The sequence below is a fragment of the Providencia sp. CIM-Carb-044 genome, assembly GCF_033901115.1.
GTDB lineage: Bacteria > Pseudomonadota > Gammaproteobacteria > Enterobacterales > Enterobacteriaceae > Providencia > Providencia hangzhouensis.
In genome coordinates this window covers 23682-41848 of record NZ_JAXADV010000017.1, presented here as the reverse complement: position 1 = coordinate 41848, position 18167 = coordinate 23682, and the positions used below count along the sequence as shown (strand labels likewise).

Below are 18167 nucleotides of genomic sequence, written 5' to 3'. Positions count from 1 at the left end.
ATCATGGAATCGTCATCAACTAAGTCTTCATCCGTTACACAGCCATCTATTCCACAATATAGTATTCGTGGTCATAATATTTGGGGCTTTAAAAATATGGCCCATTTTTTAGACTACTTATTTGCTGGTGGGGAAACGAAAACGGGAACGCTCGTTGCGATTAATGCAGAAAAAGTGATGATCGCTGAACAAGATACGGCTTTAAATACGTTACTAGGCCAAGCCGAATATTTATATGCTGACGGAATTAGTATTGTCCGTGCTATTCGTCGTAAATACCCCCAAGCTGAAGTTTCCCGCGTGGCTGGTGCTGACTTGTGGGAAGGGTTAATGGAACGGGCCGGTAAAGAAGGTACGCCAGTTTTCCTAGTGGGTGGCAAACCAGAAATTCTAGAGCAAACTGAAAGCAAGCTACGCTCGCAGTGGAATGTGAACATTGTAGGTTCGCAAAACGGCTATTTTACTGCTGAAGAGCGAAGTGCATTGTTCGAACGCATTCGTGCAAGTGGTGCAAAAATTGTCACTGTTGCGATGGGTTCTCCGAAACAAGAAATTTTTATGCGAGATTGCCGAAGTGTGTACCCAGATGCCTTATATATGGGCGTTGGGGGGACTTATGATGTGTTTACAGGGCATGTAAAACGTGCACCGAAAGTTTGGCAAAACTTAGGGTTGGAATGGTTGTATCGCTTACTATCTCAGCCTTCCCGTATTATTCGTCAGTTTAAATTACTGAAATTTTTAGGTTACTATTACGGCGGTAAGCTGTAATTTTTATAGTGATTTGATTTTTATCGTTATTATCGATGTATTTTACTGGCCGCAAGTAGGCCTAATCCCTTGCTTGCGGTCTGAATTCTCCGAATGACTGGTCTCTTTCTTCAAATATTTCTATAATCCCTCAAAAATAATCATATTCGCACCAGTTTGTGCTTAATCTTGCGGCTATGGCATTTTTTTAATCGCCTAATTGATGCTTTTCAAATAATTGCAGTGATTATTACTAACTGAGTTTCAATTAAAACTGCATTTTAAATATCTAATTTTGACAGGGGTATGTATGGGAAATCCACAGCAAGGGCTTCAACGTGGGTTAGAAGCACGGCATATCGAGCTGATTGCGCTCGGTGGGACTATTGGCGTTGGGTTATTTATGGGGTCGGCCAGTACACTAAAATGGGCTGGGCCTTCTGTCTTACTGGCTTATATCATCGCAGGAATTTTTGTTTTCTTCATTATGCGTTCAATGGGGGAAATGCTATTTCTTGAGCCTGTAACCGGTTCTTTTGCTTCGTTTGGTTATAAATACTTAAGTCCGTTTTGGGGATGTCTCACTGCGTGGGGCTACTGGTTCATGTGGGTGGCCGTTGGTATCTCAGAGATCACTGCCATTGGCGTATATGCTGAATATTGGTTCCCTGACGTGCCTCAATGGATTTTTGCCATTATTGCCGTGGTATTAGTCGCATTAGCTAACCTAGCTGCTGTTCGGCTGTATGGAGAGCTTGAGTTCTGGTTTGCCATGATCAAAGTGACCACGATTGTAGTGATGATTTTAATTGGCTTAGGTCTGATTTTTTTTGGCCTTGGTAATAATTTTGAACCGATTGGGCTAGCAAACCTCACTGAGCATGGTGGTTTCTTTGCAGGGGGGTGGAAAGGTTTCTTATTTGCGTTGTGTATCGTTGTGGCCTCTTATCAAGGGGTTGAATTAGTTGGGATCACGGCAGGTGAAGCGAAAAATCCTCAAGTTACATTAAAAAAAGCGATCAATAATATTTTATGGCGCATATTAATTTTTTATGTGGGTGCTATTTTTATTGTTGTGACACTCTTTCCGTGGACGGAAGTGGGTTCACAAGGTAGCCCATTTGTTCTTACGTTTGCGAAAGTGGGGATTGTGTCCGCAGCCGCTGTAATTAACTTTGTGGTGTTAACTGCGGCGTTATCTGGTTGCAATAGTGGCATGTATAGTGGTGGGCGAATGCTATATGCCTTAGCGCAAAATAAGCAATTACCTAAGTCATTATTGAAATTAACGAAAAATGGCGTACCAGCACGTTGCGTTGGCTTTACTATTCTCTGTTTAGTGGCGGGTTCTAGCTTGAATTACATCATACCGAATCCAGAAAAAGTCTTTGTGTATGTCTATAGTGCGAGTGTGTTACCAGGTATGGTGCCTTGGTTAGTGCTATTGACCAGCCAAATCCGTTTTCGCCAACAAAACAAAGAAAAGCTTATTGGGCATCCTTTCAAATCGATCCTTTTTCCATGGGTTAACTATGCGACCTTGTTATTTTTAGCCTGCGTATTAGTTGGGATGGCGATTAATCCAGACACCCGTTTATCTTTAATCGTTGGTGCTATCTTTTTAGGGTGCGTTTCACTGCTTTATTTCATTATTCGCCTGTTCAATAGCCGCAATGCAAAAGTTTAGTGGTGGTGCTTCGACGGATTTTTATTAGTCGTACAGTGAAAAAGAGGGTAAATATGCTCTCTTTCTCAGCGAAATGGATAAAAGGCAAGCAATCGATATTTTTATTTCAAAAAGGACTAGACAGCGGGAGGATAAATCCGTACTATCCTCTCCCGCAACGGCGTTAAGCGCCCGTAGCTCAGCTGGATAGAGCGCTGCCCTCCGGAGGCAGAGGTCTCAGGTTCGAATCCTGTCGGGCGCACCAGTTTTAGCGCTTCGCTACGGTTGGCAAAATGACGTTGTATGTAGTAATATAGCAACGCTTTGAAAAAAGTGAAGTTATGGTGGCTATAGCTCAGTTGGTAGAGCCCTGGATTGTGATTCCAGTTGTCGTGGGTTCGAGTCCCATTAGCCACCCCATTTTTTTGTGACATTGCGAGGGTGGCGGAATTGGTAGACGCGCTAGCTTCAGGTGTTAGTGTCCTATGGACGTGGGGGTTCAAGTCCCCCCTTTCGCACCACGAAGAAATGTAATAGGTATTAATAAGTACTACAAAATTTCGGCGAGTAGCGCAGCTTGGTAGCGCAACTGGTTTGGGACCAGTGGGTCGGAGGTTCGAATCCTCTCTCGCCGACCAATTTAAAGAAACCCGTCTTAACCGACGGGTTTTTTGCTTTTTATGCTTTATAATCATCACACTTTGACCCATCGCGTTGTTGTCTGCGTTAGTCTCCTAGAATCACATATTTGTGTATACTCATCGGTATATCTTCACTTGTCGCCTAGTTATAACCTGAATTGTTTAAAGTCTACTTAGTGCTGTTTCTTCAATAATGATTGGCTATGGTTAATTGCTTGTTTTTATTTGTAATTTAGCAGGTTAACTAGCCTGTGTCGTAAAATAGATACAATTCATTATATTGGTGTCGTCAAAAGGAGACATTTTACTTGTTGATTTATAAGGGAATGTAAATAACTGTTTTATGCTGTCTCTAAACTGCGACAAAATAGCAAGATAAGATACAGGCACCACATTAGTGAATTCTTTAATGTTAGGGGGATTTCTTTCCAAGAAGGAAAATTATGTGTAAAACCGAGAGATGAGAGCGAAGCCAAAAGAGTAAACTTAAAAAAAACTCGGTTTAAAAAAGTTGGCATGCATTGTGCATTATTTTATATGTAGATGCTCATCTCACTTCTTATGACAGCGAAGCTTCATAAACCCAGAGATGACGCAAAGCCGATTATCGGTGCCTATTGTCCAACTTAGATGATCAAGAGCTCATCCTCTTACCATCAACGAACGGGCGAAACGTTGAGTGAGGCACCATCCGTCTGTAGACCTGATTGTATTTTACACCTGCCTTGTGCAGGTGTTTTTTTTTGTTTATGTAAAAAACCAAGCCCCTTAGAAAATGACTAAGAGGCTGAAAATAAGATAGGTATTAGCTTCTACCTTTACTAAACCATTTACTGAACCAGCGAGTAATATAGGTATAGCAGAGGATAATGAATGTAATAATGAAAATGTCTTTACTAAGATCTTCGGTATTAAAACCAATAATCATAATAAAAACAAAAGGTGATAATACTAACAGCAGAAGATCAAAGAATATTTGTAAACGGTTTGGGGTTGCAATAATCCAGCGCCAAATAGTTTTAATTACATTCATATCGATATCCCTAATTCATTCAAAGCAAAGATGTATATAAAGCTTTATACACTATGTGTTTATTTTATAACATAGCCAAGTGTGTTTTGCTGATCCTTAAATAACGATTATTGATTAAACATTGAGTTATTGATCTGTAATGTTACCAATCATAAACCTCATATTCTCCTTTTACGATGATTTAATACGACTAACGCAATGTATTTAAATTCTTTTCTGCGTTTTGATTGGGGAAGCTAGGCTTAGTGGCAGTTAAGTTTATGAATAAAAAAACTCCACTAAAAGGTGTGGAGTTTTTAGAAAAGGATAAGCAAGAATATTAGTTTCGTTCTTGTTTCAATGAATGGTTTAATGCATCTTGGCGAATTTTTGCCGCATCACTAGATTTATGTTGCCTGTCAAACGCATCGGCTAACCATGATGCATCCTGAACATCAAAACGTTGTGCTAAAGCGGCCTTAAAGTAGGTCTCTGCTTTGTCCCATTGGGCATGCTGTAGCGATAAAACACCTAATGTACTGTTGAGTAACGGGGTGGCACCGTTTTGCTTTTGCAGATGTAAAAGGGTTTTTTCGATAACTTCAGGGCGTTCACTATTCAGTTTTGGCACTAGCAGGAGTAAGCGTTCATCATATTGCTGTTTTAAGCCATCAATAATCATTTTTTCTGCACTTGCAGTATCGCCACATTCAATTAAATGTTCTGCTAAGAAAGCTTGCAATGCGGTTTCATGACGAACTCGGCGAGGTTGTGCTTTCCACCAAGCTTTTAGCCCATCGCTACCCCCTTCAGCCATATATTGGTTCATCAACCCTTTGTAAGCCTTTAATTTCAATGCATCGAGCTCATCTTCATTGTGTAACTGTACTTTAGCCATAACAGGAAGTAATTCAATCAGTGACTGATAGGCGCCCGAACGTAAATAAGCTTGTTCCGCAAGACGCAATACTTCAGGGTGTCTTGGGGCTTTGTCGAGAAGTTTATCAATACCATTGCGAGCAGCATGGACTTCTCCTTCCGCTAATTGGATACGGACACGGCTGATATCAACAGGAAGCTGGTCACTTCCTGCGGCTTCGGCGGCTCTATCCAAGTATTGGTGAGTGCGATATTCATCACCACGCTGTTGAGCAGCTTCGGCTGCCATGAGGTAGTTAATGACCGGTTGTTGAGAAAAATCAGCATGTTTGCTCATTAATTTTTCAACTTGCTCGAAATCACCTTCTGCTAATTTCAGTAGCGCTTTTTGTGTTTGGGTATGCGCTTTGTGGTATTTACGACCACTTACCCAACCTCGGGTACGTGATGTCGTGCTGATAAAGCGGCGGTAGCACCAACCAAGGAATAACAGCACAAACTGGAGCAAGATAAAGCCCAAAACGAGGCTGGTTACACTGGTCGTAATGTCATAATTATCTGTACGGATAAAAACATAACCTTGGTGACCCGCTAATAATGGGCCTAAGATTATCCCTGCAATAAGTACTATAAATAGGATCAGGACTTTTATCATAATTACCCCCTATTGCCAGCAGGCTCTGCTGATTCTGAAGGGTGTGAATTGTCAGCTGACTCTGCTTTTTGCGTATCCGTGGCAGGAACAGCGGCATCTGCTGCGGCTTCTGTTGGTGCTTCAGTCGCATCCGCTGCGGCATCAACGGCACCATCGCTAACTTTTGTATTGTCGGATGACTGAGAAAGTAAGCTACGAACCCGTGTTTGCATGATTTTTTCTAGCTTTTCTTGGCTTTCCAAGGTATCAGGCATGTCAATATCAATCGGCTGATTGATTAGGTCGTCAATGGTTGATAGGAATGCTTTGGTTTCAGGCGCCTCAGTATCAAAATAGGCTCTTACCCAAGTCGATGCCTGCTCTAATGACTGTTTGTAGGTAGCTTCTTGATAACGTGGTACGGCTTGCGCTGCAATTAATAGCTGAGAGCGAATGTTTTCACGTAGGTAAATGTCTTGATTTGGTGCAAGGAGAGGGGCTTCTGAGCCATCACGAGCTCGTACTGTGACAAAGTCATTTGCAAAACTTTTCCAGCTACGCGCCAAATTTTGTTTCCAATCCGAAATATCATCGCTAATGTCAGCGTTATCCTCAGCTTTCGCATCTCCACTGTTTAAATCTGCTAAACGTAAGTTATCGACTTCATTGCTTAGCTGGTTTAAACGTAAAATAATGCCGTCATAGTCAACTTGGTTGATTGCGGCTAATTTAGCCATATCACTGTTAATTGATTTACGAATGTCGAGTAGGCTTGGGTCATTCATTTCTGCCAAGCTTGAGTCAGCGCTTTTTAGCAGAACGGCCGCGGTTACTGGGTCGCGATCATTCCACAGCTTTCTTCCCGCCATTTTGACCATAAAGTCAGCTTGTGCAAGTAGCCAACTTTTAACATCAGCGCTAGATAACGCAGTAACGTGCGCTTGCAGCTCTTGCATGCGGCGGTTGAGATTCTCTTCATATTCACGAGAATGGCTTTTTATTTCAGCATTAGCCGCAACTAATGCATCTAACCGCTGCCTGTCTGAGTTTTGTTGTTCGATTAAATCACTTAATTTTTGTTTTAATTCATTGTTTTCATTGACTAAGGTGGCATTACTTTGTTGAGTGAAATAGTACAGCCCACCGCCAATAGCGATGATAATAGCGATAGCAATTACACCGCCTATCAGACCAGAACGTTTTTGTTCCGAAGAAGGTTTAGTTTTTGGGTGCTGTTGTTCTGCACCAGCTTCTGGGGTAACCGTCTCGGTTGTTTTATCGTGTTCCGTCATAAATTAGCATCCCATATCGATTGAAATTAATGCTTCTAATAAAGCATTATTATCTGCGCTATTAGCTACACAGACCTTTTGCCATCCGCCTCTGCGGGCTTGGTCTGCAATCCGTTCACTGACGACAAGTAGGCGGCGGGAAAACCACCAAGTTTGGTATTCTTCAGTGATTAATTCTTCTAACAAGGCTAACATTTGACCACTCGTGATCACAACATCTGTAATACCGGTTTGAAACCACTGCTGATTGAACAGAGCTTTATCATAATCAACCGGGTACCTTGTATAACATTCACAATAACTGACTTGCGCACCTCGAGCCCGTAATGTTGACGCGAGAAGCTCTCGCCCGCCATTTCCACGTAATAACAGGGCGTTTTTCCCTTCGAGAAATTGAAGCTCAGGGTGTGTCAGTAGTATTTCACTGGTTTCGCCTTGCTCCGCCCAACGTATGTCTTTTCCGGTTACTTGCTGAAAATATTGCCCTGTAGAGCGGCCAATTCCGTAGTAAGATAACTTATCTGACCAGCTACGCCCCATTTGTTCAAGTGTTAAATTTGCATATTCGACTGCATTTTTAGATAAAAGAAAGACTAAATCATTCGCAGTAAGGCTATCAAGTTGAGGAATAAGGGTATTTAATTCAGCACCGGGCCCTATGCGAATTAAAGGAGAGGCGAAGGCTTCCCCCCCTTTGGTGGTGATTGCCGTGATCAGCTCTGAACATGCGGGCTCAGGGCGAGTGACAAGCACTTTCATGCAGGCGGGTTTCCTTGATAGACATCCGCCAAAATATCCCTTGCACCGCGTTCAAGTAATTCTTCAGCCAATGATACCCCTGCTTGGTTAGCTTCACTTGGTGAAACTCGTCGTTCTCCACGAATAATCACACTACCGTCTGGCGCTCCAACCAAGGCGCGTAGCCATATTTTGTCATCTTGCCAAATAGCATAACTGCCAATGGGAACTTGGCAACCACCTTCAAGGCGCATATTCATTGCTCGTTCGGCAAGAACACAGGTCGATGTTGCGTCATTATTTAGTTTCGCGAGTAACTCACGGGTTTTACTATCATTTAAACGGCATTCGATGCCGACAGCACCTTGGCCAACGGCAGGCAAGCATTGTTCAGGGGCAAGGGCGGTTTTAATTCGAGTTTCTAACCCCAAACGTTTTAACCCTGCAACGGCCAAAATAATGGCGTCATATTCACCGTTATCTAGTTTTGATAAGCGTGTTCCGACATTGCCGCGTAAGTCACGAATGACTAAATCAGGGCGGAGCTCCCTTAATTGGCATTGACGACGCAAACTCGATGTTCCGACAATACTGCCTTTTGGTAGTGCCTCAAGGTTGTCATAGTGGTTTGAGACAAAGGCATCTCGGGGGTCTTCACGTTCACAAATCGTGACTAATCCTAAGCCTTCAGGAAATTCAACAGGGACATCTTTCATCGAATGAACGGCAATGTCTGCGCGCCCTTCTAATAAGGCAAGTTCTAATTCTTTGACGAATAACCCTTTCCCGCCAACTTTCGCGAGAGGTGTATCAAGGATGATGTCGCCTTTTGTCACCATAGGCACGAGTTCAACCAGCAAACCTGGGTGAAGTTGCTCTAATTTGTCTTTGACAAAGTGCGCTTGCCATAGGGCTAAAGGGCTCTTGCGCGTTGCAATACGCACGATATTTGTTGATGTCATTTTACTGTTTTCTCTGGCGAAAAATGCCGCAGATTAACCATACAATTGGCCTTAGTTTTAACATGTTAAGGATATTTTTTCCAGTTAGGCGCAAAACCACTCTCTGAATTGTTGATAACTGATTTACTTTTTCTTCCATGATGCAAGAACGCGATTCAAAATGAGATGACCTAGAATAGCTATTAAGCAATTTCTTTAGCTTATCGTGCTATCTTTCGTGTGAAACACTCTGCGGTTTGTATTAATTCGTGTTGAAGCGAGTAAGCGCAGACACTGTGCGTATTGTACTTAATATCGTTTGATTTTGCTGTTTTACTAAACAATTGGGTAAAAAGAAATTATTCCATTGAAAAACAAGGGATATTTTATAGATTAAAAAATAAAAAGCCTTTTTATACAATATGTTGAAAAGCATTTTGTATCAAAAATAAGCGTATAAAATTATGTGATCTACTTTACCCTTTTGATGCAAGGTGTTAAATTGATCACGTTTCCGACAATCCATTTGAAAATTATTTTAAATCTATCTCTATCTGTTGGGTGCTGGGAAATTCTCAGGTTTGTATTACTTTCATTCAATCAGGCGTAACCTTTGTATCTCTATATTGAAACCTTAAAACAAAGACTGGATGCGATAAACCAATTACGGTTAGAACGTGCAACAGCTTCTATGAGTGAAACCTTCTCGAAGGTTTATAGCTTGCTGCCTGTCTTGTTTCATTATCATCATCCAATGATACCTGGTTTTATTGAAGGTAATGTCCCCCATGGTGTCTGTTTTTTCTCTCCTGATACAGAGCAAAAAAAATGGTTGGCACCTTTCGAACGTTTTTTACCCACGATTGAAACCGAAGCGAATGGCGAATTACCTATTACGGGTATTTATTCGATGGGAAGCACTTCATCTGTTGGGCAAAGTCAGTGTTCAGATATTGACGTTTGGGTTTGCCATCCTTCTTGGTTGGACCACGAAGAAAAACGTTTTTTGCAAAAGAAGTGTACCTTAATTGAGCAGTGGGCTGCGTCTTTGGGGATTGATGTCACTGTTTTTTTAATCGATGAAAATCGTTTTCGCCATCATGCTAGTGGGCATATTGGTGGGGAAAACTGTGGTTCAACGCAACATATCTTATTGTTAGATGAATTTTATCGAACAGCTGTACGTATGGCGGGTAAACGTTTGCTGTGGACTATGGTGCCGGTTGAAGAAGAGCAGCATTACGATGAATATGTTATGGGGCTATATGCACAAGGCGTGCTAACACCGAATGAATGGCTTGATTTAGGTGGTTTAAGTGAGCTTTCTGCGGCGGAATACTTCGGTGCAAGTCTATGGCAGCTATACAAAAGTGTTGATTCCCCCTATAAAGCCGTATTGAAGAGTATTTTACTGGAATCCTATTCATGGGATTACCCTAACGGTAAATTATTAGCGATGGAGTTTAAGCGTCATTTACATGCAGGCGAAATTGTGTGTTATGGCTTGGACTCATACTGTTTGATGTTAGAGCGTGTGACACGTTACCTGACTGAAATTAATGATCTAACTCGTCTTGACCTTATCCGCCGTTGTTTCTACCTAAAAGTGTGTGAAAAACTATCTGAAAAAGAGGATAACACATGCTCAGGTTGGCGCCGTGATGTGTTGTCTCAATTGGTTGAATCATGGGGGTGGGGAGCAGAACGTTTGTCTATTCTCGACACACGTAATCAATGGAAAATTGAGCGTGTCCGTGAGGCACACAACGAGTTACTTGATACGATGATGCAAAGTTATCGTAATCTCATTCGCTTTGCGCGTAGAAATAATTTAAGTGTTAGTGCAAGCCCTCAAGATATTGGGGTACTAACCCGTAAATTATATGCGGCTTTCGAGGCGCTACCTGGTAAGGTGACATTAGTTAATCCACAAATTTCACCTGATTTGAGCGAAGCGCATCTCACCTTTATTTATGTACCCGAGGGGAGAGCTAACCGTAGTGGTTGGTATTTGTATAACCAAGCGCCAAATATTGAGGCCATTATTGGTCATCAACCTCTTGAATATAATCGCTATTTAAATAAATTAGTGGCATGGGCATATTTTAACGGCCTGTTGACTGAGAATACTCAGGTTTATATGCATAACGGGAAGTCTCAGTGTGATGAACGAAAGCTGCTTGAGTTGATGCATGATGTATCAAGCCATTTCCCTATCAGGTTACCCGCTCCAACGCCAAAAGCGCTTTATAGCCCTTGTGAAATCCGCCATCTTGCAATCATTGTTAACTTAGAAAAAGACCCAACACAGGTATATTCTGAGCAAGTCGTCCATGTTGATTTTAGAAAACTGGATATTTTCAGTTTTGGAGAATCACAACGGTGTCTGATTGGTAGTATTGATTTGTTGTATCGTAATTCGTGGAATGAGGTAAGAACGTTACATTTCAGCGGAGAACAATGCATGTTAGAAGCACTTAAGACCATTTTAGGGAAAATGCATCAAGATGCATCACCTCCTGAAGCAGTTGAAGTGTTTTGTTATAGTGAGCACTTACGCGGGCTGATTCGTACCCGTGTACAACAGCTGGTATCGGAGTGTGTAGAACTGCGTTTATCAAGCAACCGAAATGACCCTGGGCGTTTTAAAGCATTACGTATTGCCGGGCAGACGTGGGGTTTATTCTTTGAGCGCCTAAATGTATCTGTGCAAAAACTTGAAAATGCCGTTGAGTTCTATGGGGCTATCTCCCATAACAAACTACATGGCTGGCCAGTTAAACTTCAGGCGAAGGGTGATAACCATTTGCCTGCTGTTGTCGATGGTTATGCAAGTGAAGGGATTGTACAGTTTTTCTTTGAAAATACCGCAGATAACACGGGTTTTAATATTTACGTTTTAGATGAAGCAAATCGGGTTGAAATTTATTCCCACTGTGAAGGGTCAAAAGAAGACCTCGTCCGTGACGTGAGTAAATTCTATTCTTCTTCCCACGACCGGTTTACCTATGGTGCAAACTTTATCAATTTCAATTTACCGCAGTTTTACCAAATCATTAATCAAGATGGTAAAAACCAAGTTGTTGCATTTTCTGGTGCGACATGGCCATTTACGGCAGAAGATGATGACGTTGGGTATGAAAGGCAATCTAGCCAACCACAGCACCCACAAGCACATTATTATTGATGGTAGGCAGTTTTGCGCTGCCCACCGTATAAATTCGTAAAGCTTAGAACGAAAAGGGCTCTTGGCTTTGAAAAGCAATTGCCTCGGCTAGTTTAGTTTTGAATTCATGCCCTGAACGGTCACAAACCCAATTACCTTGTTTATAATCATAATGGTACCCACCCTGTTTAGTTGCTAACCATATTTGGTGGAATGCCTCTTGTTTGTTAATAATAATTTTACTGCCATCTTCAAAGCTAAGAGTCATCACACCACCATTGATTTCACAATCAATATCGGCATCACCCTCATAATTATCTAAATGCTCCTCGATGGTGCTCAGTAGCGTTTCTGCTAGCTGATGAAATTCGCTGTCATTCACGATTAATTTCCTGTTTGCTCACAATGGTTTAATTGAAATTATTATTGTTAATTGAAATTATAGGAGGGAACCTGCATTGGGGTCAATCTCAGCATACCCGCTAAAAATTTCAGACTAAATTTAGCCTAAAGTATATAATATTAACATGCTGGATAAACAGGCGTGATTTGCGAGGCCACTCCTGTTATTGTGTAAAATATCAGATGTCAAAAGTGAGTATTACGGGCGAAAAAGAATGAAAAAAAGTTTAATTGGGCTTAGTGCACTAGTTGTTTTATTTACCCTTTCTGGCTGTGGCTTAAAAGGCCCGTTGTATTTTCCGCCGGAAGAAACTGCAGCTCCGGCTAAGGCATCTGATGTGCAATCTACCGCACAAGACAGTACTGCCAAAGAGCATGCTCAAACCACGAATAATCAGTAAGTCGCCTCTATGGAGCGTGAAATGCAATTTTCTAAAATGCATGGCTTAGGCAATGACTTCATGGTTGTTGATGGCGTTACACAAAATGTGTATTTTTCGCCTGAATTGATTTGTCGGTTAGCAGATAGGCATACAGGCGTTGGGTTCGATCAACTACTATTAGTTGAAGCCCCTTATGACCCTGACCTTGATTTTCATTATCGTATTTTTAATGCGGATGGCAGTGAAGTCGCTCAATGTGGTAATGGAGCCCGCTGTTTTGCTCGTTTTGTTAGGCTCAAAGGCTTAACGAATAAGCAAAAAATAAAAGTCAGCACTCAGTCGGGTCGTATGACATTAACCATAAATGAGAATGATGATGTCTGCGTTAATATGGGCGAACCTGATTTTGAACCACAGAGAGTGCCATTTCGCGCAGTTAAAGAAGAAAAGACCTATATTATTCGAGCACAAGAACGTACAGTGCTGTGTGGGGTTGTCTCAATGGGTAACCCGCATTGTGTCATTCAAGTTGAAAGTATTCATACGGCAGAAGTCGAAGTTTTAGGCCCCGCTTTAGAAAATCATGAGCGTTTTCCAGAACGTGCCAATATTGGCTTTATGGAAATTATCAGTGCTGACCATATTCGCTTGCGCGTTTATGAGCGTGGAGCAGGGGAAACTCAAGCTTGTGGTAGCGGAGCATGCGCAGCTGTCGCGGTTGGGATTACTCAAGGGCTACTAGCGAAGCGGGTTAAAGTCGATTTGCCGGGGGGCTCATTAGATATTTCTTGGGAAGGTCCTGGGTCACCTCTTTATATGACAGGTCCTGCAACGCATGTTTATGATGGGGTCATTCAACTCTAATTTTGAATAGCCGAAGAGGAAAAAATGGATAAAACCAAAAAAGCACAGGAAATGGTTCATCAAATTGATGAGCTTGATGTCGTGCGCTATTTAACGGAAAACCCTTATTTTTTTCTTCGTAATGCACAGCTGTTGGAGCAACTAAAAGTCCCACATGTTGTGCGGGAAGCGATTTCATTGCCTGAGTTAGTCATGAGCCGTCAACGGTTGAAAATCAAAGAGCTCGAACAAGATATTCGGTTTATGGTTGAGCAAGCTCATGAAAATGTAGAGCTTTTTGATGAGTTGTTAGTGTTGGTGATTGAAATGTCATCAGCAGAAAGTTTACAGCAAATGCTGTTAGCGCTAAACCGTTGGGCAAAAAAACTGGGTTTATCCGGTGCTCAGGTACGCTTGTTTAGTGACAGTTGGCATTTGTCTGCACCTTTGGATGCACATCAATTAGTTATCTCGCGTCGTGTTTTTGAACCAGTGAGGATTCAACGCTTTGGTGATAAGCGTAACTACCTCGGCCGGTTAAATGGCCCTGAAATCCAACTACTTTTACCTGATGCGTTAAATGTCGGCTCAGTCGCCATTTCATTGTTTGGTCATCATGGTGAATCAGGTATGGTCATTTTTACTAGCCGTGATCGTGAACATTATCAACATGGTATGGGAACGGTCATGTTGGAGAAAGTCGCTCAAATTCTACCGAGGTTATTATGCCAATGGATAGAACGCCTGTAAAAAACCAGCCGGAAGGGCTGATGAGCCAAATTGAGGCCTTTCTGTATTATCTGCGTGTTGAACGCCGGTTAAGTCCGGTTACTATTACTAACTATCGTCGCCAACTGAGCGTTATTGTGGAGATGTTAGCCTTATTAAATATCCACGAATGGCAAAAAGTGGATGCGGCGATTGTGCGCAACATTGCGGCTAAAAGTCGCAAATCGGGTTTACAAGCAGCAAGTATGGCGTTGCGGTTATCATCGCTGCGTAGTTTTTTTGATTGGATGGTACACCAGGGGGAATTACCCGCAAACCCCGCAAAAGCAATCCATGCCCCTAAATCCAAAAAGCGACTTCCTAAGAATATGGATGTGGATGAAGTCTCCCAACTTTTGAATATGGATAGCGGCGACCCTCTTGTTGTACGTGACCGAACGATGCTTGAAGTGATGTATGGCGCGGGGTTACGCTTATCTGAACTAGTCGGGCTAGATGTTCGCCATCTTGATTTAAATACGGGCGAAGTGTGGGTAATGGGGAAAGGGAGTAAAGAGCGCAGAGTGCCAATGGGTAAAACTGCGGTGAGTTGGCTACAACGTTGGCTTGAGATGCGAGAGCTCTATGACCCTGAAGATGACGCCGTTTTTATTTCAACCCAAAGCGGTAAACGTATTTCGAATCGGAACGTACAGAAACGTTTTGAGCAATGGGGAATAAAACAAGGGGTTAATAGCCACATTAATCCCCATAAATTACGCCACTCTTTTGCGACACATATCCTTGAATCAAGTGGGAATTTACGTGGAGTGCAAGAACTTCTTGGGCATGCAAATTTATCAACAACACAAATCTATACGCACCTTGATTTTCAGCACTTAGCAAACGTGTATGATGTGGCTCATCCGAGAGCAAAGAGGGAGAAACCTTAATGCATTTTTACCGTCCGTTATCACCCATTCTGGCGATCACGTTTGATTTGGATGACACGCTTTACGATAACCACCCAGTTATTGATAAAACGGAAGAAGAAGTTTTACGTTTTGTTCGTGAATATGATCCGCGCTTTAATCATTTTAGTAATGAAGATCTTTATGCTTTTCGCCGTCTTGTTGAAGAACAAGAGCCTGATATTTATCATGATATATCACGTTGGCGTTGGCTCTCTTCCAAAATGATGCTTTGCCATTATGGTTATTCGAAAGAAGCGGCACAAAAAGGGGCGGATGACATCATGGCGCATTTCACATATTGGCGAAATAGAATCGATGTCCCGAAATCCACCCATGAAACATTGTGCCAACTTGCAGAAAAAGTTCCGTTGGTGGCGATTACTAATGGTAACGCAGAGCCGGAAGCATGTGGGTTAGGCCAATATTTTCAATTTGTATTGAAAGCGGGGCCTGATGGGCGCTCAAAGCCATTTTGTGATATGTATCGTTTAGCAGCAAAGCGACTTGAAATTGAGCCACAATTTATTCTTCATGTCGGGGACAACCTGTTAACGGATGTTGAAGGTGCAATTAACAGCGGTATGCAAGCTTGCTGGATAAACACAGAACAAAAAACACTGATGGAAGAGAAAGAGGGTCGTTTATTACCGCATGTAGAAATTTCGCGGTTGGATTCTCTCTTATCATTGGTATAATTATTTCCTGTATAAAAATACAGTGGCAATAGCCATTGTTAATAACCTCACAGTGGTATTAACCACTGTTTTGCTTTGATGGTAACTATGGACGTCTCTTATCTGCTTGAAGGCCTTAATGACAAACAGCGCGAAGCGGTTGCCGCCCCGCGTACCAATTTACTTGTCCTTGCGGGGGCAGGTAGTGGTAAAACTCGGGTGCTAGTGCATCGAATTGCATGGCTGATGTCTGTGGAAAATGCTTCCCCATTTTCAATTATGGCAGTGACGTTCACGAACAAAGCGGCAGCAGAAATGCGCCATAGAATCAATCAATTGATTGGTACTAGTGAAGGCGGTATGTGGATAGGAACATTCCATGGCTTAGCGCATCGTTTATTACGCCAACATTATATGGATGCCAATTTACCGCAGGATTTTCAAATTCTCGATAGTGATGACCAATACCGTTTAATTCGTCGCTTACTTAAGGCGATGAATTTAGATGAAAAACAATGGCCACCACGTCAGGGTATGTGGTACATAAACGGTAAAAAAGATGAGGGTTTGCGTCCTCAGCACATTGAAGCTTACGGAAACCCAGTCGAAGCCACATGGCTAAAAGTATACCAAGCTTACCAAGAAGCCTGTGATAGAGCCGGACTGGTGGATTTTGCTGAGCTATTATTACGTGCCCATGAACTGTGGTTAAACAAGCCCCATGTACTACAGCATTATCGTGAGCGCTTTACGAATATTCTCGTCGATGAATTCCAAGATACCAATAATATCCAATATGCATGGATCCGTGTACTCGCTGGGGAAACTGGCAAAGTCATGATTGTTGGTGATGATGACCAATCAATCTATGGCTGGCGTGGGGCTCAAGTAGAAAATATCCAGCGCTTTCTCAATGATTTTCCTGGTGCAGAAACTATCCGCCTTGAGCAAAACTACCGTTCAACGAATAATATATTAAAAGCGGCGAACGCATTGATCGCGAATAACAGTGACCGCTTAGGGAAAAATTTATGGACAGAAGGCGGAGATGGTGAACCCATTTCCCTCTACTGCGCTTTTAATGAGTTAGATGAAGCACGTTATGTGGTTGGGCGCATTAAACAATGGCATGAAAATGGTGGAGCCCTACAAGATTGTGCCATGCTGTACCGGAGTAATGCACAGTCTCGTGTATTAGAAGAGGCGCTCATCCAAGGTGCTATGCCATATCGTATTTATGGTGGGCAACGTTTCTTTGAACGCCAAGAGATTAAAGATGCACTTTCTTATTTAAGATTAATAGCAAATCGTAATGATGATGCTTCCTTCGAGCGGGTGGTCAATACACCAACACGTGGCATCGGAGATAGAACATTAGATACTGTTCGCCAAACTGCACGGGATCAACAACTAACATTATGGGAAAGTTGTGAGTACTTACTTCGCGAGCAGGTGTTGGGAGGTCGGGCAGCCGCTGCAATCGAGCGTTTCTTAGAATTAGTCGATGCATTAGCTAAAGAAACCCAAGACATGCCATTACACGTCCAAGCTGATCGAGTCATTAACGACTCAGGCCTACGAGCGATGTATGAGCAAGAAAAAGGCGAAAAAGCACAGGCTCGAATTGAAAACTTGGAAGAGTTAGTCAATGCAACCCGTGATTTCAGCTATCAAGACGAAGACCAAGACTTAATGCCATTGCAGGCTTTTCTTTCTCATGCAGCATTGGAAGCAGGAGATGGACAAGCGGATGTTAGTCAAGATGCCGTTCAATTGATGACTTTGCATTCGGCTAAAGGCCTGGAGTTTCCAGTTGTATTCATTGTGGGAATGGAAGAAGGTATGTTCCCAAGCCAAATGTCGATGGATGAAAGTGGTCGTCTTGAAGAAGAACGTCGCCTTGCTTATGTCGGTATTACCCGAGCAATGGAAAAACTGACTATCACCTACGCTGAAAGTCGTCGTTTATATGGCAAAGAAGTTTATCACAGGCCTTCTCGTTTTATCGGTGAGCTACCAACCGAGTGTGTTGAAGAAGTTCGTTTGCGAGCGCAGGTTTCAAGACCAGTTAGCCATCAACGCCTTGGTACCCCGATTAGCCAAAATGATTCGGGTTATGCATTAGGGCAGCGTGTAGTTCATCCTAAATTTGGAGAAGGCACGATTATTAACCTTGAAGGTAGTGGTGAACACTGTCGTTTACAAATCGCTTTCCAAGGCCAAGGAATTAAGTGGCTGGTGGCTTCATATGCGAAGCTTGAGAAACTGTAATAGACAAGTATAAATAAAGTAGAAATCTGAATAATATTTCTACTTTATTTATTTAAATGAAATATAGGTTTAAAATAATTATAATTTGTTTTTATTATACAAATAATAAATTAGTCACTCCTTTGTCTTTAATATAAGATAAAAACGCAATATAGATATCAAATTATGTTTTTAATTATATGAAAATCAAAGG

The 18167-nt window shown here is 42.1% G+C and carries 15 protein-coding genes and 4 tRNA genes; 13 read left to right on the top strand and 6 right to left on the bottom strand.

Annotated features, from left to right (window positions below):
* The first annotated feature begins 3 nt into the window (after window positions 1-3).
* From wecG to SJ312_RS20985, 6 genes are all read left to right on the top strand, one after another.
* Window positions 4-771: a lipopolysaccharide N-acetylmannosaminouronosyltransferase gene (gene wecG, locus SJ312_RS21010; RefSeq protein ID WP_319868321.1), complete on the top strand. Its 768-nt coding sequence runs from the start codon at window positions 4-6 to the stop codon at window positions 769-771.
* Window positions 772-1060: 289 nt separating this feature from the next.
* Window positions 1061-2437: a bifunctional threonine/serine APC transporter ThrP gene (gene thrP, locus SJ312_RS21005; RefSeq protein ID WP_153673770.1), complete on the top strand. Its 1377-nt coding sequence runs from the start codon at window positions 1061-1063 to the stop codon at window positions 2435-2437.
* Between the two features lie 167 nt (window positions 2438-2604).
* Window positions 2605-2681 (top strand) — tRNA-Arg (locus SJ312_RS21000).
* A gap of 79 nt (window positions 2682-2760) precedes the next feature.
* Window positions 2761-2836 (top strand) — tRNA-His (locus SJ312_RS20995).
* Between the two features lie 15 nt (window positions 2837-2851).
* Window positions 2852-2937 (top strand) — tRNA-Leu (locus tag SJ312_RS20990).
* Between the two features lie 40 nt (window positions 2938-2977).
* Window positions 2978-3054, top strand: a tRNA-Pro gene (locus SJ312_RS20985).
* Window positions 3055-3862: 808 nt separating this feature from the next.
* Here SJ312_RS20985 and SJ312_RS20980 read toward each other — a convergent pair.
* The 5 genes from SJ312_RS20980 to hemC all read right to left on the bottom strand — a co-directional run bounded on the left by SJ312_RS20980 (window position 3863) and on the right by hemC (window position 8574).
* The gene (locus SJ312_RS20980) at window positions 3863-4090 is read right to left on the bottom strand and encodes a hypothetical protein (RefSeq protein WP_004906084.1); all 228 of its coding nucleotides are present in this window, start codon (window positions 4088-4090) and stop codon (window positions 3863-3865) included.
* A 319-nt stretch (window positions 4091-4409) separates the two neighbouring features.
* Window positions 4410-5603, bottom strand: coding sequence for a protoheme IX biogenesis protein HemY (gene hemY / locus SJ312_RS20975; RefSeq protein ID WP_110591031.1), 1194 nt, complete (start codon window positions 5601-5603; stop codon window positions 4410-4412).
* A 2-nt stretch (window positions 5604-5605) separates the two neighbouring features.
* Window positions 5606-6874, bottom strand: coding sequence for a uroporphyrinogen-III C-methyltransferase (hemX, locus tag SJ312_RS20970; RefSeq protein ID WP_144140426.1), 1269 nt, complete (start codon window positions 6872-6874; stop codon window positions 5606-5608).
* 3 nt (window positions 6875-6877) lie between these two features.
* Window positions 6878-7633 carry a uroporphyrinogen-III synthase gene (locus tag SJ312_RS20965; protein WP_094962459.1) on the bottom strand — a complete coding sequence of 252 codons (756 nt, stop codon included), beginning with the start codon at window positions 7631-7633 and terminating at the stop codon, window positions 6878-6880.
* A complete protein-coding gene (hemC, locus tag SJ312_RS20960; RefSeq protein WP_110591032.1) occupies window positions 7630-8574 on the bottom strand; it encodes a hydroxymethylbilane synthase in 945 nt (314 codons plus the stop codon). The genes SJ312_RS20965 and hemC overlap by 4 nt, the downstream gene beginning before the upstream one ends.
* A 592-nt stretch (window positions 8575-9166) precedes the next feature.
* Here hemC and SJ312_RS20955 point away from each other — a divergent pair.
* A complete protein-coding gene (locus SJ312_RS20955; protein ID WP_094962461.1) occupies window positions 9167-11740 on the top strand; it encodes a class I adenylate cyclase in 2574 nt (857 codons plus the stop codon).
* 43 nt (window positions 11741-11783) lie between these two features.
* Here SJ312_RS20955 and cyaY read toward each other — a convergent pair whose 3' ends face one another.
* A complete protein-coding gene (gene cyaY, locus SJ312_RS20950; protein ID WP_004906066.1) occupies window positions 11784-12101 on the bottom strand; it encodes an iron donor protein CyaY in 318 nt (105 codons plus the stop codon).
* A gap of 235 nt (window positions 12102-12336) precedes the next feature.
* On the opposite strand from cyaY, the gene lptM reads away from it, so the two are divergent.
* The 6 genes from lptM (at window position 12337) to uvrD (ending at window position 17974) form a co-directional block, all read left to right on the top strand.
* Complete coding sequence (gene lptM, locus SJ312_RS20945; protein WP_110591033.1) at window positions 12337-12522, top strand: LPS translocon maturation chaperone LptM; 186 nt, start codon at window positions 12337-12339, stop codon at window positions 12520-12522.
* 21 nt (window positions 12523-12543) lie between these two features.
* A complete protein-coding gene (dapF, locus tag SJ312_RS20940; RefSeq protein ID WP_094962463.1) occupies window positions 12544-13368 on the top strand; it encodes a diaminopimelate epimerase in 825 nt (274 codons plus the stop codon).
* A gap of 24 nt (window positions 13369-13392) precedes the next feature.
* A complete protein-coding gene (locus SJ312_RS20935; protein ID WP_004906061.1) occupies window positions 13393-14097 on the top strand; it encodes a DUF484 family protein in 705 nt (234 codons plus the stop codon).
* Window positions 14079-15008, top strand: a complete 930-nt coding sequence (gene xerC, locus SJ312_RS20930; RefSeq protein WP_136134023.1) for a tyrosine recombinase XerC — start codon at window positions 14079-14081, stop codon at window positions 15006-15008. The genes SJ312_RS20935 and xerC overlap by 19 nt, the downstream gene beginning before the upstream one ends.
* Window positions 15008-15724, top strand: a complete 717-nt coding sequence (gene yigB, locus SJ312_RS20925) for a 5-amino-6-(5-phospho-D-ribitylamino)uracil phosphatase YigB (RefSeq protein WP_004906059.1) — start codon at window positions 15008-15010, stop codon at window positions 15722-15724. The genes xerC and yigB overlap by 1 nt, the downstream gene beginning before the upstream one ends.
* An 87-nt stretch (window positions 15725-15811) precedes the next feature.
* Entirely contained in the window at window positions 15812-17974 is a 2163-nt protein-coding gene (uvrD, locus tag SJ312_RS20920; protein WP_036958803.1) for a DNA helicase II, read from the top strand.
* The last annotated feature ends 193 nt before the right edge of the window (window positions 17975-18167 follow it).